Annotated in this window: 23 protein-coding genes and 1 tRNA gene; 10 read left to right on the top strand and 14 right to left on the bottom strand. The window is 59.7% G+C overall.

Annotated features, from left to right (window positions below):
* Positions 1-239: 239 nt before the first annotated feature.
* From QNJ43_RS07040 to argH, 4 genes are all read right to left on the bottom strand, one after another.
* Entirely contained in the window at positions 240-2735 is a 2496-nt protein-coding gene (locus QNJ43_RS07040) for a TIGR02302 family protein (protein ID WP_300468519.1), read from the bottom strand.
* Positions 2736-3169: 434 nt separating this feature from the next.
* The gene (lysA, locus tag QNJ43_RS07035; RefSeq protein WP_300468517.1) at positions 3170-4441 is read right to left on the bottom strand and encodes a diaminopimelate decarboxylase; all 1272 of its coding nucleotides are present in this window, start codon (positions 4439-4441) and stop codon (positions 3170-3172) included.
* A gap of 25 nt (positions 4442-4466) precedes the next feature.
* Positions 4467-4682: a lipoprotein gene (locus QNJ43_RS07030; RefSeq protein ID WP_300468515.1), complete on the bottom strand. Its 216-nt coding sequence runs from the start codon at positions 4680-4682 to the stop codon at positions 4467-4469.
* Between the two features lie 181 nt (positions 4683-4863).
* Positions 4864-6261, bottom strand: coding sequence for an argininosuccinate lyase (gene argH / locus QNJ43_RS07025; RefSeq protein WP_300468513.1), 1398 nt, complete (start codon positions 6259-6261; stop codon positions 4864-4866).
* A gap of 33 nt (positions 6262-6294) precedes the next feature.
* On the opposite strand from argH, the gene QNJ43_RS07020 reads away from it, so the two are divergent.
* Complete coding sequence (locus tag QNJ43_RS07020; RefSeq protein WP_300468511.1) at positions 6295-6963, top strand: TlpA disulfide reductase family protein; 669 nt, start codon at positions 6295-6297, stop codon at positions 6961-6963.
* Positions 6964-7154: 191 nt separating this feature from the next.
* Here the strand turns inward: QNJ43_RS07020 and QNJ43_RS07015 are convergent, their stop codons facing one another.
* The 5 genes from QNJ43_RS07015 to QNJ43_RS06995 form a co-directional block, all read right to left on the bottom strand.
* Positions 7155-7403 (bottom strand): hypothetical protein, encoded by a 249-nt coding sequence (locus QNJ43_RS07015; RefSeq protein WP_300468509.1) that lies wholly within the window; start codon positions 7401-7403, stop codon positions 7155-7157.
* Between the two features lie 170 nt (positions 7404-7573).
* Positions 7574-7762: a hypothetical protein gene (locus tag QNJ43_RS07010; protein WP_300468507.1), complete on the bottom strand. Its 189-nt coding sequence runs from the start codon at positions 7760-7762 to the stop codon at positions 7574-7576.
* 134 nt (positions 7763-7896) lie between these two features.
* A complete protein-coding gene (gene folD / locus QNJ43_RS07005) occupies positions 7897-8808 on the bottom strand; it encodes a bifunctional methylenetetrahydrofolate dehydrogenase/methenyltetrahydrofolate cyclohydrolase FolD (RefSeq protein ID WP_300468505.1) in 912 nt (303 codons plus the stop codon).
* A gap of 57 nt (positions 8809-8865) precedes the next feature.
* Positions 8866-9198 (bottom strand): DUF167 family protein, encoded by a 333-nt coding sequence (locus QNJ43_RS07000; protein ID WP_300468503.1) that lies wholly within the window; start codon positions 9196-9198, stop codon positions 8866-8868.
* 13 nt (positions 9199-9211) lie between these two features.
* Positions 9212-9508, bottom strand: coding sequence for a YggT family protein (locus QNJ43_RS06995; protein ID WP_300468501.1), 297 nt, complete (start codon positions 9506-9508; stop codon positions 9212-9214).
* A 458-nt stretch (positions 9509-9966) separates the two neighbouring features.
* On the opposite strand from QNJ43_RS06995, the gene QNJ43_RS06990 reads away from it, so the two are divergent.
* The 5 genes from QNJ43_RS06990 to QNJ43_RS06970 all read left to right on the top strand — a co-directional run bounded on the left by QNJ43_RS06990 (position 9967) and on the right by QNJ43_RS06970 (position 13562).
* Positions 9967-10042: transfer RNA gene (locus QNJ43_RS06990), tRNA-Ala, on the top strand.
* Positions 10043-10130: 88 nt separating this feature from the next.
* Complete coding sequence (locus QNJ43_RS06985) at positions 10131-10376, top strand: DUF6538 domain-containing protein (RefSeq protein ID WP_300468499.1); 246 nt, start codon at positions 10131-10133, stop codon at positions 10374-10376.
* Between the two features lie 1037 nt (positions 10377-11413).
* Complete coding sequence (locus QNJ43_RS06980; protein ID WP_300468497.1) at positions 11414-12454, top strand: hypothetical protein; 1041 nt, start codon at positions 11414-11416, stop codon at positions 12452-12454.
* 34 nt (positions 12455-12488) lie between these two features.
* Positions 12489-13088: an autotransporter domain-containing protein gene (locus QNJ43_RS06975; RefSeq protein ID WP_300468495.1), complete on the top strand. Its 600-nt coding sequence runs from the start codon at positions 12489-12491 to the stop codon at positions 13086-13088.
* Positions 13089-13142: 54 nt separating this feature from the next.
* Positions 13143-13562, top strand: coding sequence for an autotransporter domain-containing protein (locus tag QNJ43_RS06970; protein ID WP_300468580.1), 420 nt, complete (start codon positions 13143-13145; stop codon positions 13560-13562).
* 358 nt (positions 13563-13920) lie between these two features.
* On the opposite strand, the gene QNJ43_RS06965 is transcribed toward QNJ43_RS06970, so the two are convergent.
* Positions 13921-14100, bottom strand: coding sequence for a DUF3883 domain-containing protein (locus QNJ43_RS06965; RefSeq protein ID WP_300468493.1), 180 nt, complete (start codon positions 14098-14100; stop codon positions 13921-13923).
* A 242-nt stretch (positions 14101-14342) separates the two neighbouring features.
* Between QNJ43_RS06965 and QNJ43_RS06960 the strand changes: the two genes are divergently transcribed.
* The 4 genes from QNJ43_RS06960 (at position 14343) to QNJ43_RS06945 (ending at position 18213) form a co-directional block, all read left to right on the top strand.
* Positions 14343-14789 carry a hypothetical protein gene (locus QNJ43_RS06960; protein WP_300468491.1) on the top strand — a complete coding sequence of 149 codons (447 nt, stop codon included), beginning with the start codon at positions 14343-14345 and terminating at the stop codon, positions 14787-14789.
* Between the two features lie 12 nt (positions 14790-14801).
* On the top strand, positions 14802-16643 hold the full coding sequence (locus tag QNJ43_RS06955) for a hypothetical protein (protein WP_300468489.1): 1842 nt from the start codon (positions 14802-14804) through the stop codon (positions 16641-16643).
* 235 nt (positions 16644-16878) lie between these two features.
* The gene (locus QNJ43_RS06950) at positions 16879-17601 is read left to right on the top strand and encodes a glycosyltransferase (protein WP_300468579.1); all 723 of its coding nucleotides are present in this window, start codon (positions 16879-16881) and stop codon (positions 17599-17601) included.
* A gap of 45 nt (positions 17602-17646) precedes the next feature.
* Complete coding sequence (locus QNJ43_RS06945; protein ID WP_300468487.1) at positions 17647-18213, top strand: hypothetical protein; 567 nt, start codon at positions 17647-17649, stop codon at positions 18211-18213.
* A 237-nt stretch (positions 18214-18450) separates the two neighbouring features.
* Here QNJ43_RS06945 and QNJ43_RS06940 read toward each other — a convergent pair whose 3' ends face one another.
* The 4 genes from QNJ43_RS06940 to QNJ43_RS06925 are packed head-to-tail and all read right to left on the bottom strand — an operon-like array spanning position 18451 to position 21162.
* Positions 18451-19257, bottom strand: coding sequence for an ATP-binding cassette domain-containing protein (locus QNJ43_RS06940; RefSeq protein ID WP_300468485.1), 807 nt, complete (start codon positions 19255-19257; stop codon positions 18451-18453).
* A complete protein-coding gene (locus QNJ43_RS06935; RefSeq protein WP_300468483.1) occupies positions 19254-20183 on the bottom strand; it encodes an alpha/beta hydrolase-fold protein in 930 nt (309 codons plus the stop codon). Before QNJ43_RS06935 ends, QNJ43_RS06940 begins: the two co-directional genes overlap by 4 nt.
* Positions 20184-20233: 50 nt before the next feature.
* Positions 20234-20605 carry an iron chelate uptake ABC transporter family permease subunit gene (locus QNJ43_RS06930; protein WP_300468481.1) on the bottom strand — a complete coding sequence of 124 codons (372 nt, stop codon included), beginning with the start codon at positions 20603-20605 and terminating at the stop codon, positions 20234-20236.
* The gene (locus QNJ43_RS06925) at positions 20605-21162 is read right to left on the bottom strand and encodes an iron chelate uptake ABC transporter family permease subunit (protein WP_300468479.1); all 558 of its coding nucleotides are present in this window, start codon (positions 21160-21162) and stop codon (positions 20605-20607) included. The genes QNJ43_RS06930 and QNJ43_RS06925 overlap by 1 nt, the downstream gene beginning before the upstream one ends.
* Positions 21163-21175 lie beyond the last annotated feature (13 nt).

Below are 21175 nucleotides of genomic sequence, written 5' to 3'. Positions count from 1 at the left end.
ATCGTCCGGAATGAGGAGCAAGAGGAGAATTGTAACCACACGCCAATCAAGTGCGTACAGACCCCCGGACGATAGCACGTGGCAACGGTGCCTGCGTATGATTACAACTCCGCCACAAACTCCCTCATTCCGGACAAGTGAGGCGAAGCCGAACGCTGATCCGAAATCCAGCGTAACAAGCGCCGAAGGCACCTTGTCTCTTTGCCCGTGATGCCCCCGATTCCCGAGAGAGGCACGCCTCACTCCCGCTTCAGCAAGCGCTCCAGGTAATCCAGCTCAAGCTGCGGCCGGTTGGGATCGGAAAAGCGGCGGCGCAGTTCTTCGAGGATGCGGCCGGCGCGCTGAATATCGATATCGCCAGGCACTTTCGGCCCGCGTCCGTCTGGGGGCATATCGGTGTGGCTAGGTCGTCGTCCGAGGGGATCCTCGTTACAATTGTCCTCACGCCCCATCAATCCGCGCGGCCCGCCGGGGCCCATCATCTGCTCGCCGAGCTTTCCCGCACCGTCGCGAAGTTCCTTCAGGGCGTCGGCCTGATTGCCCACGGCGTCACCCGGCCGTCCCTGGCCGAGCGCCTTGCCGGCCCGGTCCATGCTCTTGCCCGCCTCGCCCAGCTCGCCGGGCTTGGGCATGCCGTTTTTGGCCATCTGATCCATCAGTTCCTGCAGGCGCTGGGCCAGTTCGTTCTGGCCCTCCTGCAGACGCTTGAGCGCCTCAGTAAACTCCTCGGGCGTCATCTGCTGGCCTTGCCGGTGCGTCTGATCCATCAGCTCCTGCTGGCGACGGATCGTGTCGGCCAGCTCGCCCAGCATCTTCATCATTTCCCGCGACTGACGGCTCTGCTGCATCTGCTGCATGCGCCCGGTCTGCAGGTTTTCCATCATCCGCTGCATCTGCGCCAGAAGATCGCGCACCGCATCCCGCGCGCCGTTCTTGGCCAGTTCCTCAATCCGCCGCAGCATCTCCTCCAGATCGTGACTGCGCAACATCTGCGCATTGGTATCCATCGGCTGCATGACCTGCGGATTGTTCTTCAACTGCTCCGCCAGCGCCTGCATGTAGCGCTGCAGCGCCTCGCGCAGTTCCTGCGTGAGCTTGGCGATCTCCTCGTCGCTTGCACCGCGCTCCAGCGCCTCGCGCAGACGTTCCTGCGCCTGCCGCAATTCGCGCTCGGCAACCGACAGATCGCCGTCCTCGATGGAGAGCGCCAGCTCCCACATCAGATCGGAAGCTTCCTTCAGTTCCTTGTCGCTTTTGGCGGAATTCAGCCGGGCATAGACGAACTTCATTCCGAGATAGGATTTCGGCGACTCCATGAATTCGTCGGGCACCAGCATCAGCATGTCCACCGCGTCGATCACCTGCGGCTGCAGGTTGGCGTCAAGCGCGAGATTGCAGCGCTGCTCCACGATGGCGCGCGCCAGCGGCTTGGTGAAACGGCGCTCAGGCAACGTGATGGTCTTGGTCGCACTGCGCCCCTCTTGCCCCGCCTCATCCTTGGCAACCAGCGTCAGACGGACCTTGGAGCCCGCCCAGGGGTGAGAGGTGAGGTTCTTGAAGGTCTCACCCTGTCCCTCGCGCGCCCGGCGGTGCGGCAGCGACAGCGGAAAGACGGGCGCCTCATAGAGCGGATGCGGCTCGGCCGACGACGCCCCGGCAATGGTCGTGGCATCGGAGGTGGGCTCGATTTCCGCCCGCGCCGACATCACCCCGTAATCGTCGGAAACCTCGTAGGCGAGTTTCAATGTGCCGCTCAGTTGCGGCTCCGGCTCTTCCAGAAAATCGATGACCGGATCGGCATCCGGCTCCACTGAAAACCGCCAGCGATCGACGACGTCGCCGCCGCGGCGAACCTCCACATCACCGCTTGAAGCCAGCGTAATGCGATGTTCGAGCGGCGCATCGGAGGCAACGGTGGGATCCTGCGAGACTTCGGGAACAATCGCCATCTCCGTGCCGCCGGTTAGCGAAACCACGCCGAGATCGCGGCTTTCGCCCTGCGCGCGCACCACGACGACGCTTCCCTCCGGAACCGTGACGATGGCCTTGGGATCGCGCGCCGATCCCATGTCTCCGGTCAGGAAAATGGGCGGACGACGGGTATAACTGGGCGGCGTCACCCAGGCATCGATGCGCCCGATAAGCGTATCCGATGCACCGGAGCCGACAAAGGCCGAAACGGTGCGCATACCACGTTCGCCGGTTGAGACGCCGAAACCGACGACGAGCAGCAAGGCGACGATCACCCGCAAGGCCCAGGGATCATTGCGGAAAGCCTGGGGGTGCGGCCAGCCCGGCTTCAGCGCGGTCAGCGCCTTCAGCGCCCGCGCACGATGCGCCCGCCACAGGGCGCACACCGTCGGATCGTTCTTGTCGGTTACCAGATGATCTTTCAGCGCGGCAAGCGGGTGGTGCCGATAATGCCCGACCTCTTCGAGCCGCGCGATGCCCTCCGCCCGCGTCGGCCAGCGCAGCTTGAGCCCCGGCCAGGCCTCATAGGCGAGCGCGCCAAGGAAGGCGACGACGCCGATCCAGCGCAGCCACGAAGGCAAGATCCACCATAAGCCGAGCCAAGAAAGGGCGAGGAAAAGACCGCCGACCATCAGCACCCGATAGGCTACGGGCCACAGGCGCTCCCAGAAGAGAGCGGAGCACGCCAGCGCGAGCGCACGATCCAGCCGCCGCTCGAAAGGAGACCTAAGATCTGTCTGAGACGGATCTTGCTGCTCTGGCAAGACTGAAGCTCCCCGATTGCCGGTTGCCGATCGTCTCCCCGAATGACGTACCTGGTAACGGCGTCATTTTGACGATCCGACGCATCGCACAGTCTACAGGGTGTGTCGCGGACCGCCACACGGCAAGCTAATTATGGCCGCTGCGTGTTTTCCCCGGTCACAATCAGTTCAAGAGGGGGAAAGACCGGTGCGTTCAAGAGCGGGAAACGAGAAGGCGTCCTCAGCGTCGCCGAAAGCGTGTCATTGCTTGGCAAGACGCGGCAGGAGACGCACAAGTCCCCTCTCCCATGGGGAGAGAGTTAGGGTGAGGGGATGAGAGTTCGCCGTATCCACGAAAGATCAATACCCCTCACCCGGACCGTTGGTCCGACCTCCCCCCATGGGAGAGGCGATTGGCGAACATCGAGGTTTCCGCAGCTTGAGGTCTGCGCGCCTCAGTCCTTCAGCCAGTCCGGAATGCGATCGAGAGCGATCAGATCGTCGTAGCTGGGACGCGGACGGACCACGGCATACTCGGCGCCGTTCACCAGAACCTCCGGCACAAGACGGCGGGAATTGTAGGTCCCTGCCTGAACCGCGCCATAAGCTCCGGCGGAATAGACCGCGATCAGATCTCCGGCCGAAACCGCCGGCATGTCGCGACCAAGACCGAGATAGTCGCCCGTTTCGCAAACCGGCCCGACGACATCCGCCTTGATGCGCGGGGCATCGACGGCGGGCTCCACGACCGAAGCGATCTCGTGCCAGGCCTCGTAGAGCGTCGGGCGGATCAGATCGTTCATCGCTGCATCGGCAATGATGAAGGTCTGGTCCGCCCCGTGCTTCACGTAGACGACCTGCGAGACGAGGATGCCCGCATTGCCCGCGATCAGACGACCGGGCTCGAACACGATCTGGCAGTCGAGCCGTTCCACATGGGTCTTCACCAGTTCGGCGTAGGCCTCCGGGTGCGGCGGCAATTCGTTGCTGTCGCGATAGGGAATGCCGAGCCCGCCGCCCAGATCCACGTGCCCGATGCGGTGACCGTCGGCGCGCAAGGTCTCGATCAGTTCGCCGAGACGCGCGAACGCGGCATCGAAAGGCTCCAGCTCGGTGATCTGCGAGCCGATATGTATGTCGATGCCGGTGACTTCTATACCCGGCAGATCGGCCGCACGCCCGTAAACCTCGCGGGCGCGCTGCCACGGAATGCCGAACTTGTTCTCAACCTTGCCGGTGGAGATCTTCTTGTGCGTGCGCGCATCGACGTCCGGATTGATACGCAGCGAGACCCGCGCCGTCCGGCCCTTGGAGGCCGCGACCCGCGAGAGCGCTTCCAGTTCCGGCTCCGATTCCACGTTGAAGCACAGGATGTCGTTGTCGAGCGCGAAGGCCAGCTCATGGTCGGTCTTGCCGACGCCGGAGAACATGATCCGGCTGCCGGGCACGCCCGCGGCGAGCGCGCGGCGCAATTCGCCTTCAGAGACCACGTCCATCCCCGCGCCAAGACGCGCAAGCGTCGTCAGCACGGCCTGATTGGAATTAGCCTTCATGGCGTAGCAGACCAGAGCGTCGATCGACGAGAAAGACTCGGAAAAGACCTTGTAGTGACGTTCCAGCGTTGTGGTGGAGTAACAGTAGAAAGGCGTGCCGACCTCGCGCGCGATATCGGCTACGCTCACGTCTTCGGCGTGCAGAACGCCGTTGCGATACGAAAAATTATGCACGAGCTTTAGCTCCAGAGAGATCAGATCAGGGGATCGAGAATGAACGGCTTGTCATATTTTCCGACGGCGCCGGTTTCTCGTCTTGAGCCGCACCGGGCGCGACGGCGGCCGCGCTGGCAACTTCCGGTTTTTGCGCCGCACTCGGCGGTTCCAACGGCCCGCGACGCCCGCATCCGCTCAAGGTGAGCGTCAGGACGGCGACGGCGAGAACGGCCAGACGGGCGGAACGAACGACGCTCACGGATCTCTCCAGATTTCTTCAAACGGCGCGGGTGTGCTCTCTCTCCTGTCGCACGGAGTGCGATTTGCTTCAAGACGTTGTTTGGGGGAACGGACGTCTTGCCGCTCATCCGCCCAGGCGCAGATGGGGCGCCCATGAGGCTCGAAGGGTGAGCGACCGGGGCCACTCACCTCAAGACGGATCAGGCCTTGGCCCGTTCCTTCTCCAGCTGCTTCAGCCAGCACCGGGCCTGCTTGCGCACGTTGCTCGGTGCCGTGCCGCCGTAGGAGACGCGGCTTTTGACCGACTTGCCAACGGACAGCACCGAATAGACGCCCTCGGTGATCCCCGGCTCAACCTCCTGCATTTCGGCCAACGGCACCTTGTGCAGGTCGATACCCTTGGCCGCCGCGATGCCGACAATGGACCCGGTGATGTGATGGGCCCGACGGAACGGCACGCCCAGAACCCGGACCAGCCAGTCGGCGAGATCGGTCGCCGTGGAATAGCCCGACCCGGCGGCCTTCTTCAGGCGCGTGACGTCCGGCTCCATGTCGCCGACCATGCCGGTCATCACGTCAACCGCCAGCGACAGGTTGGAAAGCGCGTTGAAGGCCTGTTCCTTGTCTTCCTGCATGTCTTTGGAATAGGCGAGCGGCAGGCCCTTCATCACCGTCAGCAGGCCAAGCAGGGCACCGGAAATGCGGCCCGTCTTGGCGCGCACCAGTTCGGCGGCATCCGGATTGCGCTTCTGCGGCATGATCGAGGAGCCGGTGGCGAACTTGTCCGACAGCTTCACGAACCCGAACTGGGCCGAGCACCACAGCACGATTTCCTCAGCCAGCCGCGACAGGTGCACCGCGCAGATGGCCGCCGTCGACAAGGCTTCCAGAATGAAATCGCGATCGGCCACCGCATCGAGCGAATTGGCCGTCGGCCGATCGAAGCCAAGTGCTTCCGCCGTCGCGAACCGATCGATCGGGAAGGAGGTTCCGGCCAATGCTGCGGAGCCCAGCGGACATTCGTTCATCCGCTTGCGGGCATCGCGCACACGGCTGCGATCGCGCGCGATCATCTCCACATAGGCCAGCATGTGATGGCCGAAGGTGACGGGCTGGGCCGACTGCAGATGCGTAAAGCCGGGCATCACCGCACCGGCGTGCTTTTCAGCCTTTTCCGCCAGGGCCTGCTGCAGCTCGGAAAGCTGATGGTCGAGCGTATCGAGCGTGTCGCGCACCCACAGGCGGAAATCGAGCGCCACCTGGTCGTTGCGCGAGCGCGCGGTGTGCAGACGTCCCGCCGCATCGCCGATGAGATCGGCCAGCCGCGCCTCGATGTTCATATGGATGTCTTCGAGTGCGCGCGAAAAGATGAACGTGCCCGCCTCTATTTCTGACAGGATCGTGTCTAGACCCTTGGCGATCGCCTCCGCATCCTGCGCGCCGACAATGCCTTGCGCGGCCAGCATGCGAACATGAGCCTTGGACCCGGCGATATCCTGCTGATAGAGCTTGCGGTCATAGTCGATGGAGGCATTGATTTCCTCCATGATGGCGTCGGGACCCTCGGCGAACCGGCCGCCCCACATGCGATTGCTCATCCTCAAGCCCCTTAAGCAAGGTTGCCTAGAAAGATGACCGAACCCGCCAACGAAAACCCGAAACGCGGAAACGGCCTGAAATTGATCGTGCTCGCCGGATTGGCGGGCGCGGCAATGGGTGTGGCAGCGATATACGGGATCGGATGGCCCGATGGCAACTCGGGCGCTGACAAGACTTGCAAGGCGTCACTGGCCACCGCAGCAAAAATCAAACCGCTGGCAACCGGCGAGGTGGCCGCCTTCCTGCCCACGACCAAGGCGCTCGACGTCTCCAGCCTCGCCTTCAAGGCGCAGGACGGCACCGACATGACGGTCGCCGATTTCGCCGGAAAGACCGTGCTTTTGAACCTCTGGGCCACCTGGTGCGCCCCGTGCCGCAAGGAAATGCCCGCGCTCGACCGTCTGGAAGGCGCGCTGGACAGCGATGATTTCCAGGTGGTTCCGGTCAACGTGGATACGCGCGGCGGCGACCGGCCCTGGAATTTCATGAAAGAGATCGACGTGAAGCATCTGGCCCACTATGCCGACGACAGCATGGGCATCTTCAACGAATTGCGCTCGATGAGCCGCGCGACCGGCCTGCCCACCACCATGCTAGTGAGCCCTGAAGGATGCGAGATCGGCACCATGTACGGCCCGGCAGAATGGGATTCGCCCGACGCTCAGGTGCTGCTGACAGCCGCAATGGACGGGAAGAACTGAAGAAAACCGCGCTAGGCCTTTTCGAAAAGTCTAGCAGGAAAGACCGTCGGTTTGCCTCGTACTGTCGTCCCCGCGATAAAAAAGCCGGCCCCATGCACACACGGAACCGGCTTTTTCGATCGCAGCCGCGGGGATGGCTGCGATGATCAGAAAATCTCGACTTCGCCGCGCGAGGCTCGCTGCGCGCGGCCTCACACCGAAATGTCAACCCGCTCGCCAACTCCGCGTTCGCGGTTGCCGGAGCGGTCCTCGGTGTTGTTTTCAGAACTTTCGGACGAAGCCTGGACAGAGGCCGTCTGTTCGCGCGCCTCGCTTCCGGGCACGGACTGTTCTGCGGCAACCTGCGTTCTAGATTCCGCCTCGTCGCTGCCCTGCTTTTCGATTTTCGTATCGAAATCGAACTGGGTCTGTTGAGCGGGCCCGGCGCCAGTGATCTGCATTTGAACGCACTCCTTGTATCAGGACGTGAGTATCAGGATGTAAGCGTGTCAGAACGTGAGCACAGGGTCGCGACTTCGCGCTAACGCGTGGTAACAAACCTGAATGATATCTTAAGATGCTCAACCAAGCCTATACCGGGTAGCTAAATTTCGACTGAAATCATCGAAACTCAGGCCTGGACGTCGACTCGCGCGCCCATACCGCTGGGGGCGGTCGCCTTTGCAGGCTGAGCCGCCTCTTCCAGCATCGCCGCCATGGCCTGTGCCTGCTGCGCGCCCTGCTTCATGAAGGACGCAAGCATCGAGGACACGGCCTGGGACCGGTCGGCGACAACAGTGGCAGTGGCGGTGGTGCTCATGATCTTGCTTCTCTGAGCAGACCCTGCCGCGTGCGGATTTAAGAAGTCCTCAACGGCTCCGTTACAATTGGCCCTACCGCGCGCATGGAGACGCGAATCAGAGCTCTTACGGATCCTGTCGGCCCGTCCCCGTTTCAGCCGAGATCGGGCACCGCGAAGCCGCGCCGCTTGCAGGCCGCCCGAATGGTATTGGCGAGCAGGCAGGCAATCGTCATCGGGCCGACGCCGCCCGGCACCGGCGTGATCGAATCGGCGACGTCCACCGCACTGTCGAAATCCACATCGCCCACGAGCCGCGTCTTGCCTTCGCCCTTCTCCGGCGCGGGGATGCGGTTGATGCCGACATCGATGACGCAGGCACCCGGCTTCAGCCAGTCGCCCTTGACCATACGCGGACGACCGACGGCGGCAACGACGATATCGGCGCGCCGACAGGCCTCTTCCAGATTGCGCGTGCACGAATGGGCCATGGTGACGGTGCAGTTCTCGTTCTGCAGCAGAAGCGCCATCGGCTTCCCGACCAGAATGGAGCGCCCCAGCACCAGCGCATCGAGCCCGGAAAGATCACCGCCGGTCTTCTCCGCCATCACCTCCTTGACCAGGATCACGCAGCCCTGCGGCGTGCACGGCACCAGCCCCGGCTTGCCCAGCACGATCCGGCCCGCATTGACCGGATGAAGTCCGTCGACGTCCTTCGCCGGGTCGATGGCGAGCACGATCGCATCGGAATCGATATGATCGGACAGCGGCATCTGCACCAGAATGCCGTCGACGCTCTCGTCAGCATTCAGCTTCTGTACGAGGGCAAGGAGATCGGCCTGGCTGGTTTCCGCCGGCAGGATGTGCTCGATGGAACGCATGCCACATTCCTTCGTCAGCCGCACCTTGCTGGCGACATAGACCTGGCTTGCCGAATCCTCGCCCACCAGCACCACGGCCAGACCGGGCTCCACGCCCTTTTCGCGCTTCAGCACATCTGCGGCATTTGCGACCGTTTCACGCAAACGGGCGGCACGGACCTTACCGTCGGTGAGGGTGGCACTCATGATATTTCGTCCTTGAAAGATCTGGAAGAAGCTTGGAAACCGATCGCGCCGTTCTTATCAGCCTGCGCCCGGCTGCGTGAGAGCCTCTAGCGCATGGCAGAGTTCCGCCTTGTCTCCGGTCAGCAGAACGGTCTTGATGCGGGCCGTGTGACCGGCTTCGACGCTGACGTCGCGCTCAGGCGCCTTGAGCGCCTTGGCGAGCATCTTTTCCAGCAGCGCCTTGTTGGCCGCGCCCTTTTTCGGCACCGCCCTCACCCGCACCAGAAGCACGGACCGCCCGTCGGAGAGTTCACCAATCCCGTCGATGCCGTCCCGCCCGGCTTTGGGCGTGAGACGGAGTGACAGCTTCACCCCGCCCTCGACCGCGCGCCAGGGGACAGCATCGCTCATGAGAGCCGATATCCTAGTAGTAGCAGCCGCTCAGGTTCGTGATCAGGTTCTGAATGAGAATCAGAATCAGGATGACAACGATCGGCGACAGATCCAGCCCGCCCATGGCGGGCAGAATGGAGCGGATCGGTCGATAGACCGGCTCGGTCAACGCATAGAGCGCCTGACCGATCATGCCCACGACCTGATTACGCGGATTGATCACGTTGAACGCATAGAGCCACGAAAAGATCGCGGATGCGGTGATGATGTAGAAATAGAGCTGCAGCGCAAGCAGGACAACGGGGACGATGGAGCAGACGACGGCCATCTCGGTCGATCTTTCCGTGTTCGGGGTCTCGATAAGTTTCCGGCGATTTTACGTGTGGCAGGTGTAACGACAGCCCGCCTGCATGGCAAGACGGGCAATGATCCCGTTGGGCGCGCGGTAAATGCCGGAAGCAACCTGAGAAAGAGAATTCGCACCGTTTGGCGCCGCACATTGAGTCTGGCCCTCCCCGCCTCCTTTTATCCTTCCCGCGGCATTCGCAGGCGGAACGCGAGCCCCGCTCCCGAATCGCCTCCCCTGCCTGCAACGACCGGGCTCACCATCCCCACGCGACACCGGCCGCAGCGGCGCGGCTGGCCAAGGATAAGGCGTCACTGTCTTGGCTTACGCATCGTTTCGCGCCTTTCCTTTGCACAGGATTGTAAAGAAGGTTTGATTTCCCTGCACGATGATCTTGACAGTCCACTCCCCGCCGACTACATGTGCCTCACCCAAGAGATGGGGCCGTAGCTCAGTTGGGAGAGCGCGTCGTTCGCAATGACGAGGTCAGGGGTTCGGTTCCCCTCGGCTCCACCATCCCCATTTTATCGCGTTGAACTCAAAATAAATCCTTTTATTTCAATGATCTGGTCTGCTCATGTGGTACACAAGGGCTCGTAAACCAGTGCCGAGACGAACGCGCAATCTGCAGAAGCGCGGCAACGTATTCTGGCTGCGCATCCGGGTGCCAGACGACCTTAGAGCCGCCGTCGGCAAGACAGAAATCCGCAAATCCCTGAAAACCGGCGACTTCGAAGAAGCCGAACGGCTGGTTCGTATTGAGCGGATGAAGCTCGACGGCGAATGGCAAAGCCTGCGGCGAAATCTCCGGGCAAAGACCAAGGCCGACGTCTCCCGAGCCGACCTCTGAGATCCGCTCCCCTGAGATGTTCCCGCTCGGAGCGGTCCAAAGACGGGGAGCACGTCACTCAGCCCCCCACCACACGCCAGTACTTACGTCGGGTATACAGCGCTTTCACGCTTATCCCGTTGCGCGCCCGGCACATTTTCATTTTTTCTGCATCATCGATGCGACGGCGCCGTTTTTTTGGGGGGCTGACGGGTAAATAAAAATCGCGACGCTATGTTTTTGACCGACTGAATTACCATGCAGTATCTCCGATCGATCCTCGACGAGATTTCCTTCGAACATGTCTCTATTCCGGCATGAAAAAAGAATTCCTCCCACATAAGGTGATGTTCCTCTACGCCCTCTAGCGCACGTCGCTCTTCGTGTTCAGGTTGCTGCGACTACCTTGTTGAAGTGCTTGGCGGACAAAATTGAAACGCGGCGGGGCGATCCTCGGACGCCATTTAACGACCAGTCAGGTCGAACCAAGGTTCTCTCGTACGGCAATCGATTGTTTTGTGATGCCGATGAAGTGGGCCTCCATCATCGCTGGAGTTCGACGACAACATACCGAGCTTCTTCCAGGTTTTTCGATCTTTTATTTCCAATACAGATTTGGTTTCGAAATAATATAATTCTGGTGACTCAAATATGTACATCGTTCAATTCTATATTTCCAAATTTTATGATCGTATTTATCCCACAGAATTATATTATTCACGCACATTTATTCTGAATAGCACAAGTAAAATATTGAGGTTGAAAGTAAATCTAATTAGATTCTTTTGAATGAAACCTACCAAACTGGCCCGGACGAGCTGTGTCTCGGCGATTGCGATGGCCGCAACACTCCCCCTGGTCCCCGAGGTCTATGCCGCTTGCACCATCGATGGAACGACCTAACACCTGCACCGACACCCGCCTGAATGACACCTCTATCGCCAGCTCCACCATCAACGTGACCAGCACGGTTCGTTGAGCTCGACCGCCTTTAGCCTGGGGGCGTCCAACACGATCAACATTAGCGGGTCCATCTCTCGACCTCGAGCATTTACATCGTGGGCATCAGTGCCGGCGATTACTCCGTCGTCACAAACTCCGGCACCATCACGACCTCCGGTGACGCCATAAACGTCGGTGACCATTCGGACGTAACCAACACGAACGAGATCTCCACGACCACCGGGGCCGGCATCTATTCCGGCGATTATGCCGATGTCACCAGCTCCGGTTCGATCGACGGCGGCAACGGCGGCATCGTGGTTGGCGACGAATCTTCCGTCGACAACTCAGGCGACGTGGCCACGATCTACGGCAATGGCATCGAGACTGGCGCCTATGCCTCCGTGGTCAACTCGGGCGATGTGTCCTCGACCAATAGCGATGGTATCCATGCCGGCTCTTACAACAGCGTCACGAACTCCGGCACGATCGACACCGGGGCCTTCGGCATAGAGGTCGGGGACGGCTCCACGGTCTACAACTCGGGCAGCGTGACCTCTTCGAGCGCTGCCGCCGTGGCCCTGAACGGAAGCGGTGCCGTGACCAACACAGGCAGCCTCAGCGGGATCTACGACATTTATGCTTCTGAAGGTGATGTGACGGTTAAAAACACCGGAACGATCCATGGCGCCAATGCAGCGATTGATGCGACCAGCGGCACAGACAAGCTGACGGTCAACAACAGCGGCGAAATAGGTATAGATGACGAAAGCGATACCAGCCTTTACGGTACCCTGACCGCAGCAGATGCGGCGTTCATCACCAACCTGACAAGCGGCACAATCACGGGCTCCTCGTCAGGTATTTCCGCCTCCTCCGGCATCGTGACGATTGCCAATGCCAGCACCATTTCCGGAGGCGATTACGGTATCGAGATAACTGACGATGCCGTGCTGAAATTGGCCAACAGTGGTACCATTTCCAGCAGCATTTCTGCTGTTAAGCTGGCATCTGGTTCGACAGGCAACACGATCACCATCTGTGATGGTGCGGTGCTCGATGGCGGGACCGACTATAATAACGCTTCCGCCACGACGTTCTTCTCCACTTCAGGCATCTACACCCTGGATGTGGCGAACTATAATAACGTCCAATGACACGGCCTACTCGACCAACAGTGCCCTTACGGTCGTGTACAACGCATCCAACAGCACGTTGAATGCTATTGATCTGTCCAGCTACGCATCAACACCGCAGGCGGTCAGTGCATACGCGAATTCCGTTGTCACTGTAATGAACAGCATTCTCGACATTGATGTGCCACGTCACAGCTTTGCTCCCAGAGACGTGTCCTCCGACTCCATGCTTCTTGGCTATGCAGAGAAGAAGAAGTCGATCCACACAGATGCCTTCAAGGTTCTGACGAATAACTTTGCCGTCGATAACCATGGAAACATGTTCTGGGTTCGAGGCTTCGGCGGCCAGCGCTTCCAGCATGAGAACGACACCACATCAACCAACTTTGGCGTTGCCATGGGTGTTGATCATCAGCTTGGCGAGCAGCGCATCAGTGTTCTGTTCGGCGTGGGGCACGTGACCAACGCATCCAATGACGATTCCCAAAAGATAGACGGAGACACCGGTTTCGGCGGCGTTTACGTGGCGAGCCCTCTGGGTGCCTTCGATTTGGATGAATTCGTGATTGGTGACGGTATGTATTCTCAGACAAAGCGTTCCATCACCGTCAATGGAGCCGGAGAAACCGCAGAAGGTAAATTCACTGGTTACTAAATTACCCCATGCATTCATCTGTCCCGGGACATCGGCAAAGTTTCAGGCTGAACCCTGCGTCCATCCGCATCTGTCCGCTACACTGTGGCTTCCTTCGAGAGCTTTTCAGAAAAAGGCTCCGACCAAGATGTGACGTACGACAATCGTACGTCCCAGGCCTTCGAAGGCGTACTTCAGGCCGAGGTCTCGCGTCAGGGCCACCTGGATAACGGTCGCATGAGCAGGATTGCCTTCACAGGTGCCCTCGTTGACACGTTCAACCTTGGTTCTTCGGATATGACGGCCAGCTTCGCCGGCACAGACTTCACCGTCTCGATCCTAAACGACCGAAATGTCGTTGGTGGGCGCGTGGGGTTGGTTGGACAGATGCAGCTGACCAAAACGGCTTTCATCTTTGCCAGCACCCGCCTTGGCATCTATTCCGACGACAGCCGCTCTTGGGATGCCAATATGGGCGTGAAGATCAAGTTCTGATTTTCCCGACATAACGAATACGAAAAAACAAGGGACGCCATTGAAAACATCGGTGGCGTCCTCTTTGTCACTTCCGTTGCGGCGTTCTGTTCAAGCTGCACCGAAGAAGGCATCTCTATTAGAGTAGAACAATCGTGAATTCGACCGGAGCAAATGGACTTTAATTATCGAGAAACTTAGATCTCAACAAAAGAAAACAGCCGGTAGCGAGCCGGTCGAAACTCACCTTAAAGTCCATTGCGGTCAACGAAACTTGTCCGTTGAGTGGTGGAGGAAGCTCGAAAGAGCCTGGGGTGCGGACGAATTCGTAGAGGCGGGAAAGGTACCAGTTGTTCCGGCGCACCTCATCAACCTCAAGTTAGTTTCGAGAAATACGAAAGGGAGTGCGCCCCCAGCCGTTGGTGGTTTTCACTTCTATCAGGCATTCGCGGCCATCCGGCAAGAAACTCGCGATATCGTATTTTTCACCGTCGCCGTCCTCTGCTGAATTCCAACGAACCTTTCTGGCCAGGTCGTCGAGATTGTGTTGGCGGAGCAATCCCTGTTCCCGGAAAAACGCGAGTTCTTCACCAGAGCAACCGAGAATGCGATTGCGTTCGTCTCGACCCGCAACGTCAAAAGGCGCGCAATCGCTTGTAACTGCTCGAGTTCCTTTTCAGAAGGTGTGTTTTTGAGCGCGGGCGCAACGCCTACGAATAGGGAAACTGCTTCCGTCATTCCGGCGGTCCAAGCTGGAGGAGCGGAGCAGGCGGCCTCCGCCACCTGAGCCAGACACCCCGGATGTTTCCGCTCGGGGCGATCCCAAAACTGAGAGCACGTCACGTCCGCGCGTTAGTCGCTGCCGGGCAAAAGTTCAGTGACAGGTCGATATGGATAACGCGTCACCTAAGAAAATATACGTATTATGGCTATGAATTACTCAAGGAGATTCAGTTCCATCACGCAGATGCCGAGATCTTCACCTCTGAACCAACCTTGAACGATAAGGGCCGTGATTCGATGAGAGTTTTGATTCTTTGCCACCATCTTTCGACCTGGGCAGGATCGGAAATGGTAAGCATGGAATTGCTCGAAGCGTTGAACGACAGAGGGCATTTTGTAAATATCAGATGTGCTTTCCCATCCGCACGTTTCGTACACCGGGCAATAAGCGATTGGGGAGTTCTTGAGATCGATCCGAAAAATTCAGATTTAGGTTCCTTCGATCTGGCTATTGTCTTACACTAGGGGCTGCCCCCATTGGATGAAGCACCCTTCGACAGGCTATTCTCACATCCTAATCGCCCCTATATTGCGTATTTCCATCTCTCTCCACATGAACCCTTTGAACAACCTGACCCCTTCATCGAACGTGCACTGGCAGATTCGGTTTTCGCGAATTCGGAGGAGACTCGGCGGGAACTTGCCCTGCACGGCATCAATGACGTCGCCCTCTTCCAGAATCCTGCACTGGCATGTTTCGATATTCCCGCTCAGTCACGCGATGAATTGCAGTTTGCTCTTTCAATTTCCAACCATGTTCCTGCCGAATTGTGCAAGGCCTTCGAAATTCTGAAGACAAAAGGTGTTGATATGCTCCGGATCGGATCCCCGGAAGCGAACCGGCGCGTGACGCCGGAGGACATCGCTCAATGCGATGCAATCGTCACGATCGGCAAGTCCGTTCAATACGGGTTTCGTTCCCGACAACCCGTTTTTTGTTACAATCACTTCGGCGGACCGGGCTGGCTGATCCCATGGGCAAGCGAGGATAAAGAAAGGAACTTTTCTGGCAGATCTTCACCCGAATGTCGTTCCCCGGACGAACTCGCCGAGTTGCTGCTCAGCGGATTTTCTCAGACTGGGCAATGGGCCAGGACAAACAATGTGGCAAGCCTTGAGCAGTTTCATCTGGAGCACTTTGTTGATGAATTGCTGGCCCGCGCGACACAAGAGAGGGGCAAAACACCCTGGCCGGATTGGACTCGGGAGAACGGTTGGCGGAAAGATTTTCGAACGGAACGGAGCCTGTATCGTCTGATTGACCGTGAATTTGCTCGTGGGCGCAAATTACCTTGCTTCAACACTATCCCAACGGTCGCAAAAGCTGTTTCGGGTCATCAGCTTGAAAAGGAAATCATACGGGTCCCAAAAGACGGCGAGCCCATGGTCATCGCCGGCTTTTCATTCCGGTATGATGTCCATCTGGTTCCGGACTTGATCGAGAATATTCGTCCCGCAATCCATGGGTATGTCGCTCTGGACGACAGGGCCGGGCGCGAACTCTTGACCAACGAGGCTGACCGGCAATCCTCTTTGTATGCTGCAGCCGCCGCCATGGGGGCAAAATGGATATTTGCCGTGGTCCCGGACGAACGATTTGAAGACCGGTTCGGCAATCGGATTTCTGACCTAACCACGCAGCACGGACCGGTGGTGTGGACATTCAACTGCCGGAAGATGTTCGACAAAGATCGCTACCGTGTGGATGGCATATGGAAATCCCGTAATCGTGCGCGATTGTTCCCGTGCTTTCCGGGCATGGAGCCCGATGGCGACAGGTTACACGGGCGTTGGACGAAAAACGCCCCTGGCTTGCCGGTAAGGCCGTCGGGGCTTGAGTTCTTTCATTTGCGTATGGCGTTGCCGAAACGGCGAAAATTACGCATGGCTCTCTACTGCAACTCCGATCCCACCCGCAATTTCCAGACTATCGGCTACGACTACCTCGATGACGAACGGGGAATGAAGCTCCGAGCTATTCCGGCGCATCGCCGCTTCTCGCCGCCTTTCACGGAAGACGGCGGCACATGGGGGGCTCAAACGCAGGATTTGAGCGACACGCCCGACGGCGGGCAGGATCCGTTGCTTCATAAGCTGCGGCGTGTCGTGAAAACGAGGCAGATGCTTGGCTTCGAAAACGCCATGCATGTCGGGCTCGACCTCATGAACGAGCATCCGCACGATCGTGAGATAGCCCTTATGGCGGCAGATTCCGCGCTCATGGAAGGTTTTCCCGAAACGACCTTACGGATAATGGATATGCCGGCCACTTGCCAGCCGTTTCAGCCAGCCTCTGCTCGCGCTCAAGCTGTCGGCTGAGGCATATCTGGATCTCAGCCAGAATAAAAAGGCTGCAAAAGTCATCGGGAAGATCGGAGCTCTCAGCTCAGTGCCCGGATTGATTGCGCCGGAGAGCCATCGTCTTTCGTTCTCATTGAAGGGCGATCCGATGTCCGAAGGGCTATGACGCAGGTGGCTGGCCGGAAAGGCAGATCCAGAGACGAGTATTCACGTCGGAGCCAACGTTGTAGACGCGGAAATCGCGGTGGTCGTCATGGCTTTTGGGGCCCCTCCCGAACTCGCGAATGCTGTTGCCTCCTTGAGGGCTCAATCGGCACCGTGTGAGATTGTCGTCGTCAACTCTGGCGGAGGCCCCGCGAAAGAAATCCTGACCGAGCATCTGGACGTAATCCGGCTGATCAGCGTCGAGACGCGATTGTACGCGGGCGCGGTTCGCAATATCGGCATCGACGCCTCAACCACGCGATATGTAGCCTTTCTGGCGTCGGATTGCCTGGCGACCGACGGTTGGGTAAAGGGCCGACTGGACGCACATAGAGCCGGGTATGACGCGGTGCCATCGAATGTCGCACCGCAGCGAGGCGCCTCCGTCGCCGCAAGGGCGGTTTGGCTTTGGCTTTACAGCGCCCGTCTCGGGACGTCACCCCAGGTGGACGATCAGATCTATAACCTGTCCTACAATCGCACGCTGTTCAGGCACTTCGGTTATTTCCCTCCGGGTGTCCGCATCGGCGAGGACAGCATCTTCAACAGGCGGTTGGATAAGAAGATTGAAATCGCGAAAGATGCGGACATCAGACATGTTCACTGCTTCGATCAGACGAGCGAAGCAGTGGCGCAGAATATCCAGGCACGGGCACGCCGCCGTGTGCAGAAATGCATCGCACCCGATTACAGAGATCCGAATCGATTTTGCGCCCGCATTCGAGAGTTGAAGCGGCAACGGCTCGCCCACACGATGTCCGCCCTCCAATGACAAAGCGATATCTGTTCGGCAGAGGCTTCCGAGATTGAAGCCGAATTGTCACGACTGGGCTCGATTGAAGAGGACGCTGCATTGGATGCGGGAAATGAAACCTTCAAGGCAAGAGTCCTTAGAAACCAGGCTGAGGCCGTGTTGGAAGCAAACCCCGACCATGCTTGCGCTCTCATGGACGAGGCGATTGAACGCTGGCCGAATTCGGCGGAGCTTTGCCTGTTCGCGGCGCGCTGTGCGAAAAAGTCAACCGAACCGGTTCGTCGAGACAGTGCCGTGCATTTGGCTCATGAAGCTTTCTCGATAAACTCGAATTATGTCGATGCGCTCGCCTTCGCCATCAAGACGCTGGTCGAAAGGGGAAATTCTCAAGATGCGTGTGAATTGTTCCTCTGGACCCATGTATTGGACCCCCGTTCCTTCGACGTGACAAATCTTGCCCTGCACATTCCGGGAAGGGCATTCCGGGCTTTCAGAATGATGTTCGCTCAGCGAGCTTTTTTTCTGCGCCCCTGGGGCCCCGGATTGAACAATATTCTTACCAGACGTTACAAAAAAGAATGGAAGTTTAGGTCATCGATAACGCGCAAGAATTGGCTTTCCTTGTTGTGAAAGTCGGAAGGCGAAGACGACGTGGCAGTTCGTGAATTACAACCGTAAATGCTTCACTCTGCTCTATATCTCCCGGAAGCTCGTCAACCAGTGCCTAGATACAGTTTGCCGTGCACGAGAGGCGCTGATTTTCAGCTTCCTGAGACTAAATGCGAATTCAACGCGATCAGGTAACGTAATCAGGCCGCTGTAGTAGATCTCAACCTGCGCGATTTATCCTGGATAGGTTTCGCACCATCACAGCGGGATGGCGACAGTGTGTCCGGTGGGGCCGTGTGAAACCACGTCCATGCGGGTGCCGTAAATTTTCTCCAGCATTGCCGGTTCCATTATTACGTGCGGGTCGTCGCGCGCGATGAGATGGCCGGAATGAAGCGCCAGGACCTCGTCGCAATAGCGTGCTGCCATGTTCACGTCATGCAGCACCACGACGACCGCCAGCGCGCGCTCGTGGGCGAGACAGGCGATGAGCGACAGCACCTCGATCTGATGGGCGATGTCAAGGGCGGAGGTGGGTTCATCGAGCAACAGGCACGAGGCGTCTTGTGCCATCGCCATCGCGATCCAGACCCTTTGGCGTTCTCCGCCCGACAGGGTATCGACGAGCCTGTCGGCGAAGGGGACAAGCGAGGTCATCTCCATCGCCTCATCCACCTTTTGCCGGTCATGCGAGCCGAAACGGCCGATCGCCCCGTACCAGGGATAGCGGCCGAGCGCGATCAGTTCACGCACCAGAAGACCGGAGGCGGACGGCGCCTGTTGCGGCAGGTAGGCGAGCTTTCGCGCAAATTCCCGCTGGCCCCAGGCCTTGAGATCACGGTCATGGAAACGGATCGTACCGGCCGACGGCGCATGCTGGGGGGCCAGCAGCTTCAGGAGCGTAGACTTGCCCGATCCGTTGTGACCGATCAGCCCGGTAACGCCGTTGCCAGAAAGCGCAAGGCTCAGCGGATGAAGCAGTGTCCGTCCTTTCACGGCGAAGCTCAGGTCGGAAAGGACGAAGGTGGATCCGGACGGATCCTGCGAGGCCGTCAGTCCGGTCATGGGATCCGCTCCTTTAACCCGCTTTGCCCGGGCAGCCAGCTTTGCGCGGGCGTGATCGAGAAGGCGATCTGCACGGCCCGGCCGAGCGCGACCGTGAGGACCGACATGTGATTTTCACCGGCAAAGACCTCGAAATAGGGGACGATATCGGCCGGGACGCGGTCTCCTTCGCCCGCAAGACGCGCGACCATCTCGCGCGCATGGGCGACGGTGCGCGTCTGCGCCTTTTGGGCCAACCGCTCCGGCGCGTCGGCGTGATCGAGCTGGAACGGGGCGAAACTGTCGCCCTCGTGTTCACCGACAGACAGATGTAGCAGGCGGGGAGGAGCGTCGTGTCTGCGTCGAGCCGCCTCCGTGCCGAGAATGACGGCATCGTCCCAGAAGATCGCCGGGCTTGCGGCGATCCAGGTCGTGAAGATATGCGGCCGGGTGAACAGCGCATGCAACGTGAAGAGCCCGCCAAAGGAATGGTCGAAAAGCATGCGTCTGCCGGTATCGATCGGCGCCAGATCCGCGATCCAGGGAAGCAGGCTGCCCTCGATAAAATCAAGAAGCTCATCCGCGCCGCCGATTCGCACCGGCCGGCCGTCATCTGTCGCGGGTGGCAAGGTCTTTTTCGGCGGTGGCGAGAGATCGAACGAGCGGCGGTGGAAGTCGTAAGAAGCCGTGCCGGGATAGCCGATGGCGACGAGCACGCCGGGTTCGACATTCGTGCCCTCCGGGTAGGGCGACTGCACCTGCGCGACACCGGTGGCGCCGGGGAAGCAGGCGTTGCCATCGCTCATGAAGAGGAACGGCCAGCCGCCGGCAGGTGGCTCGCCTTGCGGGATGGAGACGAAGATCCGGCGCGGTGGGCTGTCGTCGCTTACGGCAAGGTCGCTCTGGAAGCAGCCGGCGGGTGCGTAAGGGGCGAGTTCTTGGGGCATTCGTGGTCCTTTGCCGCTTGCGGTCTCTGCGGCATGCGTGTCGGAGCGTGTCATGGTCGGCGCGCCAGCATCCAGACGAGCGCGGGGCTACCGATCAGCGAGGTGAGGAGTCCTGCCGGGATCTGGAAGGGGAAATAGAGATTGCGGCCGAGCCAGTCGGCAAATACCATGATCGCGGCGCCGATGAGGGCGGTCGCTGCCAACTGGGGCAAAGCTCGGGTAACGCCAATGCGGCACGCCAGATGGGGCGCGAGGAGGCTGACGAAGCTGAGCGGACCGGCAGCGAGCGTCGCCACGGCTGCCATTGCTGCGCTGGTGGCAAGCAGGGCCAGACGGGCGCGCGCAAGCGGGACGCCCACAACCTTTGCGACCGTGCCGCCGAGCGGCAGGATTTCCAGCCAGCGCATCTGAAGCGGCACCATCACGAGAAAGACCGTGCCGCACAGCGCAGATAACGGGCAGTCTGTGGTTCGACGTCATAGGTCGAACCCGCCATCCAGGTGGCGATCAGCATCACGCGCGGATCTCCGCTCGCCAGCAGCAGGGTCAGGATCGCGCTGATGAAGGCACCGAGCGCAATTCCGGTCAGCAGCAGCTTTTCTCCCGAGATCCGTCCGCTCGCCGAAAGCGTGAGAAGAAGCGCGAGGACGAGGCCCGCGCCCGTGCCTGCCGCCATCATCTGCGCCCAGTAGCCCGCATTGGCGATGAACAGCACTGACACGGTGACGCCGAGCGCCGCGCCGGCGGAAACGCCCAACAATTCCAAACTTGCGGCCGGATTGCCTGTCATGCGTTGAAGGATGAGGCCGGAGACCGCCAGCAGCGCCCCCGCGACAAGCGCTGCCGTCACCCGGGGAGCCCGCCAGGGCATCAGCCGGGCGAGTTCGTCCGCGCCGGGAATGGAGAAGGCCCCATCGGGCTGGACGTTGTAGACGAGGGCAAGCGGGACCGCGATCAGCAGCAGGGCAAGCAGGATCACCGCAATGCGCCAG

It is taken from the genome of Breoghania sp. (assembly GCF_030066895.1).
Taxonomy (GTDB): Bacteria; Pseudomonadota; Alphaproteobacteria; order Rhizobiales; family Stappiaceae; genus Breoghania.
This window is presented reverse-complemented; position numbering and strand designations above follow the sequence as displayed.

Bases quoted from the DNA above. Each gene is read 5' to 3' on its own strand.
- folD (WP_300468505.1), bottom strand. From the start codon at position 8,808: ATGAGTGCCACCCTCACCGACGGTAAGGTCCGTGCCGCCCGTTTGCGT.
- QNJ43_RS07010 (WP_300468507.1), bottom strand. From the start codon at position 7,762: ATGAGCACCACCGCCACTGCCACTGTTGTCGCCGACCGGTCCCAGGCC.
- QNJ43_RS06935 (WP_300468483.1), bottom strand. From the start codon at position 20,183: ATGCCCCAAGAACTCGCCCCTTACGCACCCGCCGGCTGCTTCCAGAGC.
- QNJ43_RS07015 (WP_300468509.1), bottom strand. From the start codon at position 7,403: ATGCAGATCACTGGCGCCGGGCCCGCTCAACAGACCCAGTTCGATTTC.
- QNJ43_RS07020 (WP_300468511.1), top strand. From the start codon at position 6,295: ATGACCGAACCCGCCAACGAAAACCCGAAACGCGGAAACGGCCTGAAA.
- QNJ43_RS06940 (WP_300468485.1), bottom strand. From the start codon at position 19,257: ATGACCGGACTGACGGCCTCGCAGGATCCGTCCGGATCCACCTTCGTC.
- QNJ43_RS06950 (WP_300468579.1), top strand. From the start codon at position 16,879: ATGGCTTTTGGGGCCCCTCCCGAACTCGCGAATGCTGTTGCCTCCTTG.
- QNJ43_RS06995 (WP_300468501.1), bottom strand. From the start codon at position 9,508: ATGGCCGTCGTCTGCTCCATCGTCCCCGTTGTCCTGCTTGCGCTGCAG.
- QNJ43_RS06930 (WP_300468481.1), bottom strand. From the start codon at position 20,605: ATGGTGCCGCTTCAGATGCGCTGGCTGGAAATCCTGCCGCTCGGCGGC.
- QNJ43_RS06960 (WP_300468491.1), top strand. From the start codon at position 14,343: ATGTTTCCGCTCGGGGCGATCCCAAAACTGAGAGCACGTCACGTCCGC.
- QNJ43_RS07000 (WP_300468503.1), bottom strand. From the start codon at position 9,198: ATGAGCGATGCTGTCCCCTGGCGCGCGGTCGAGGGCGGGGTGAAGCTG.
- argH (WP_300468513.1), bottom strand. From the start codon at position 6,261: ATGAGCAATCGCATGTGGGGCGGCCGGTTCGCCGAGGGTCCCGACGCC.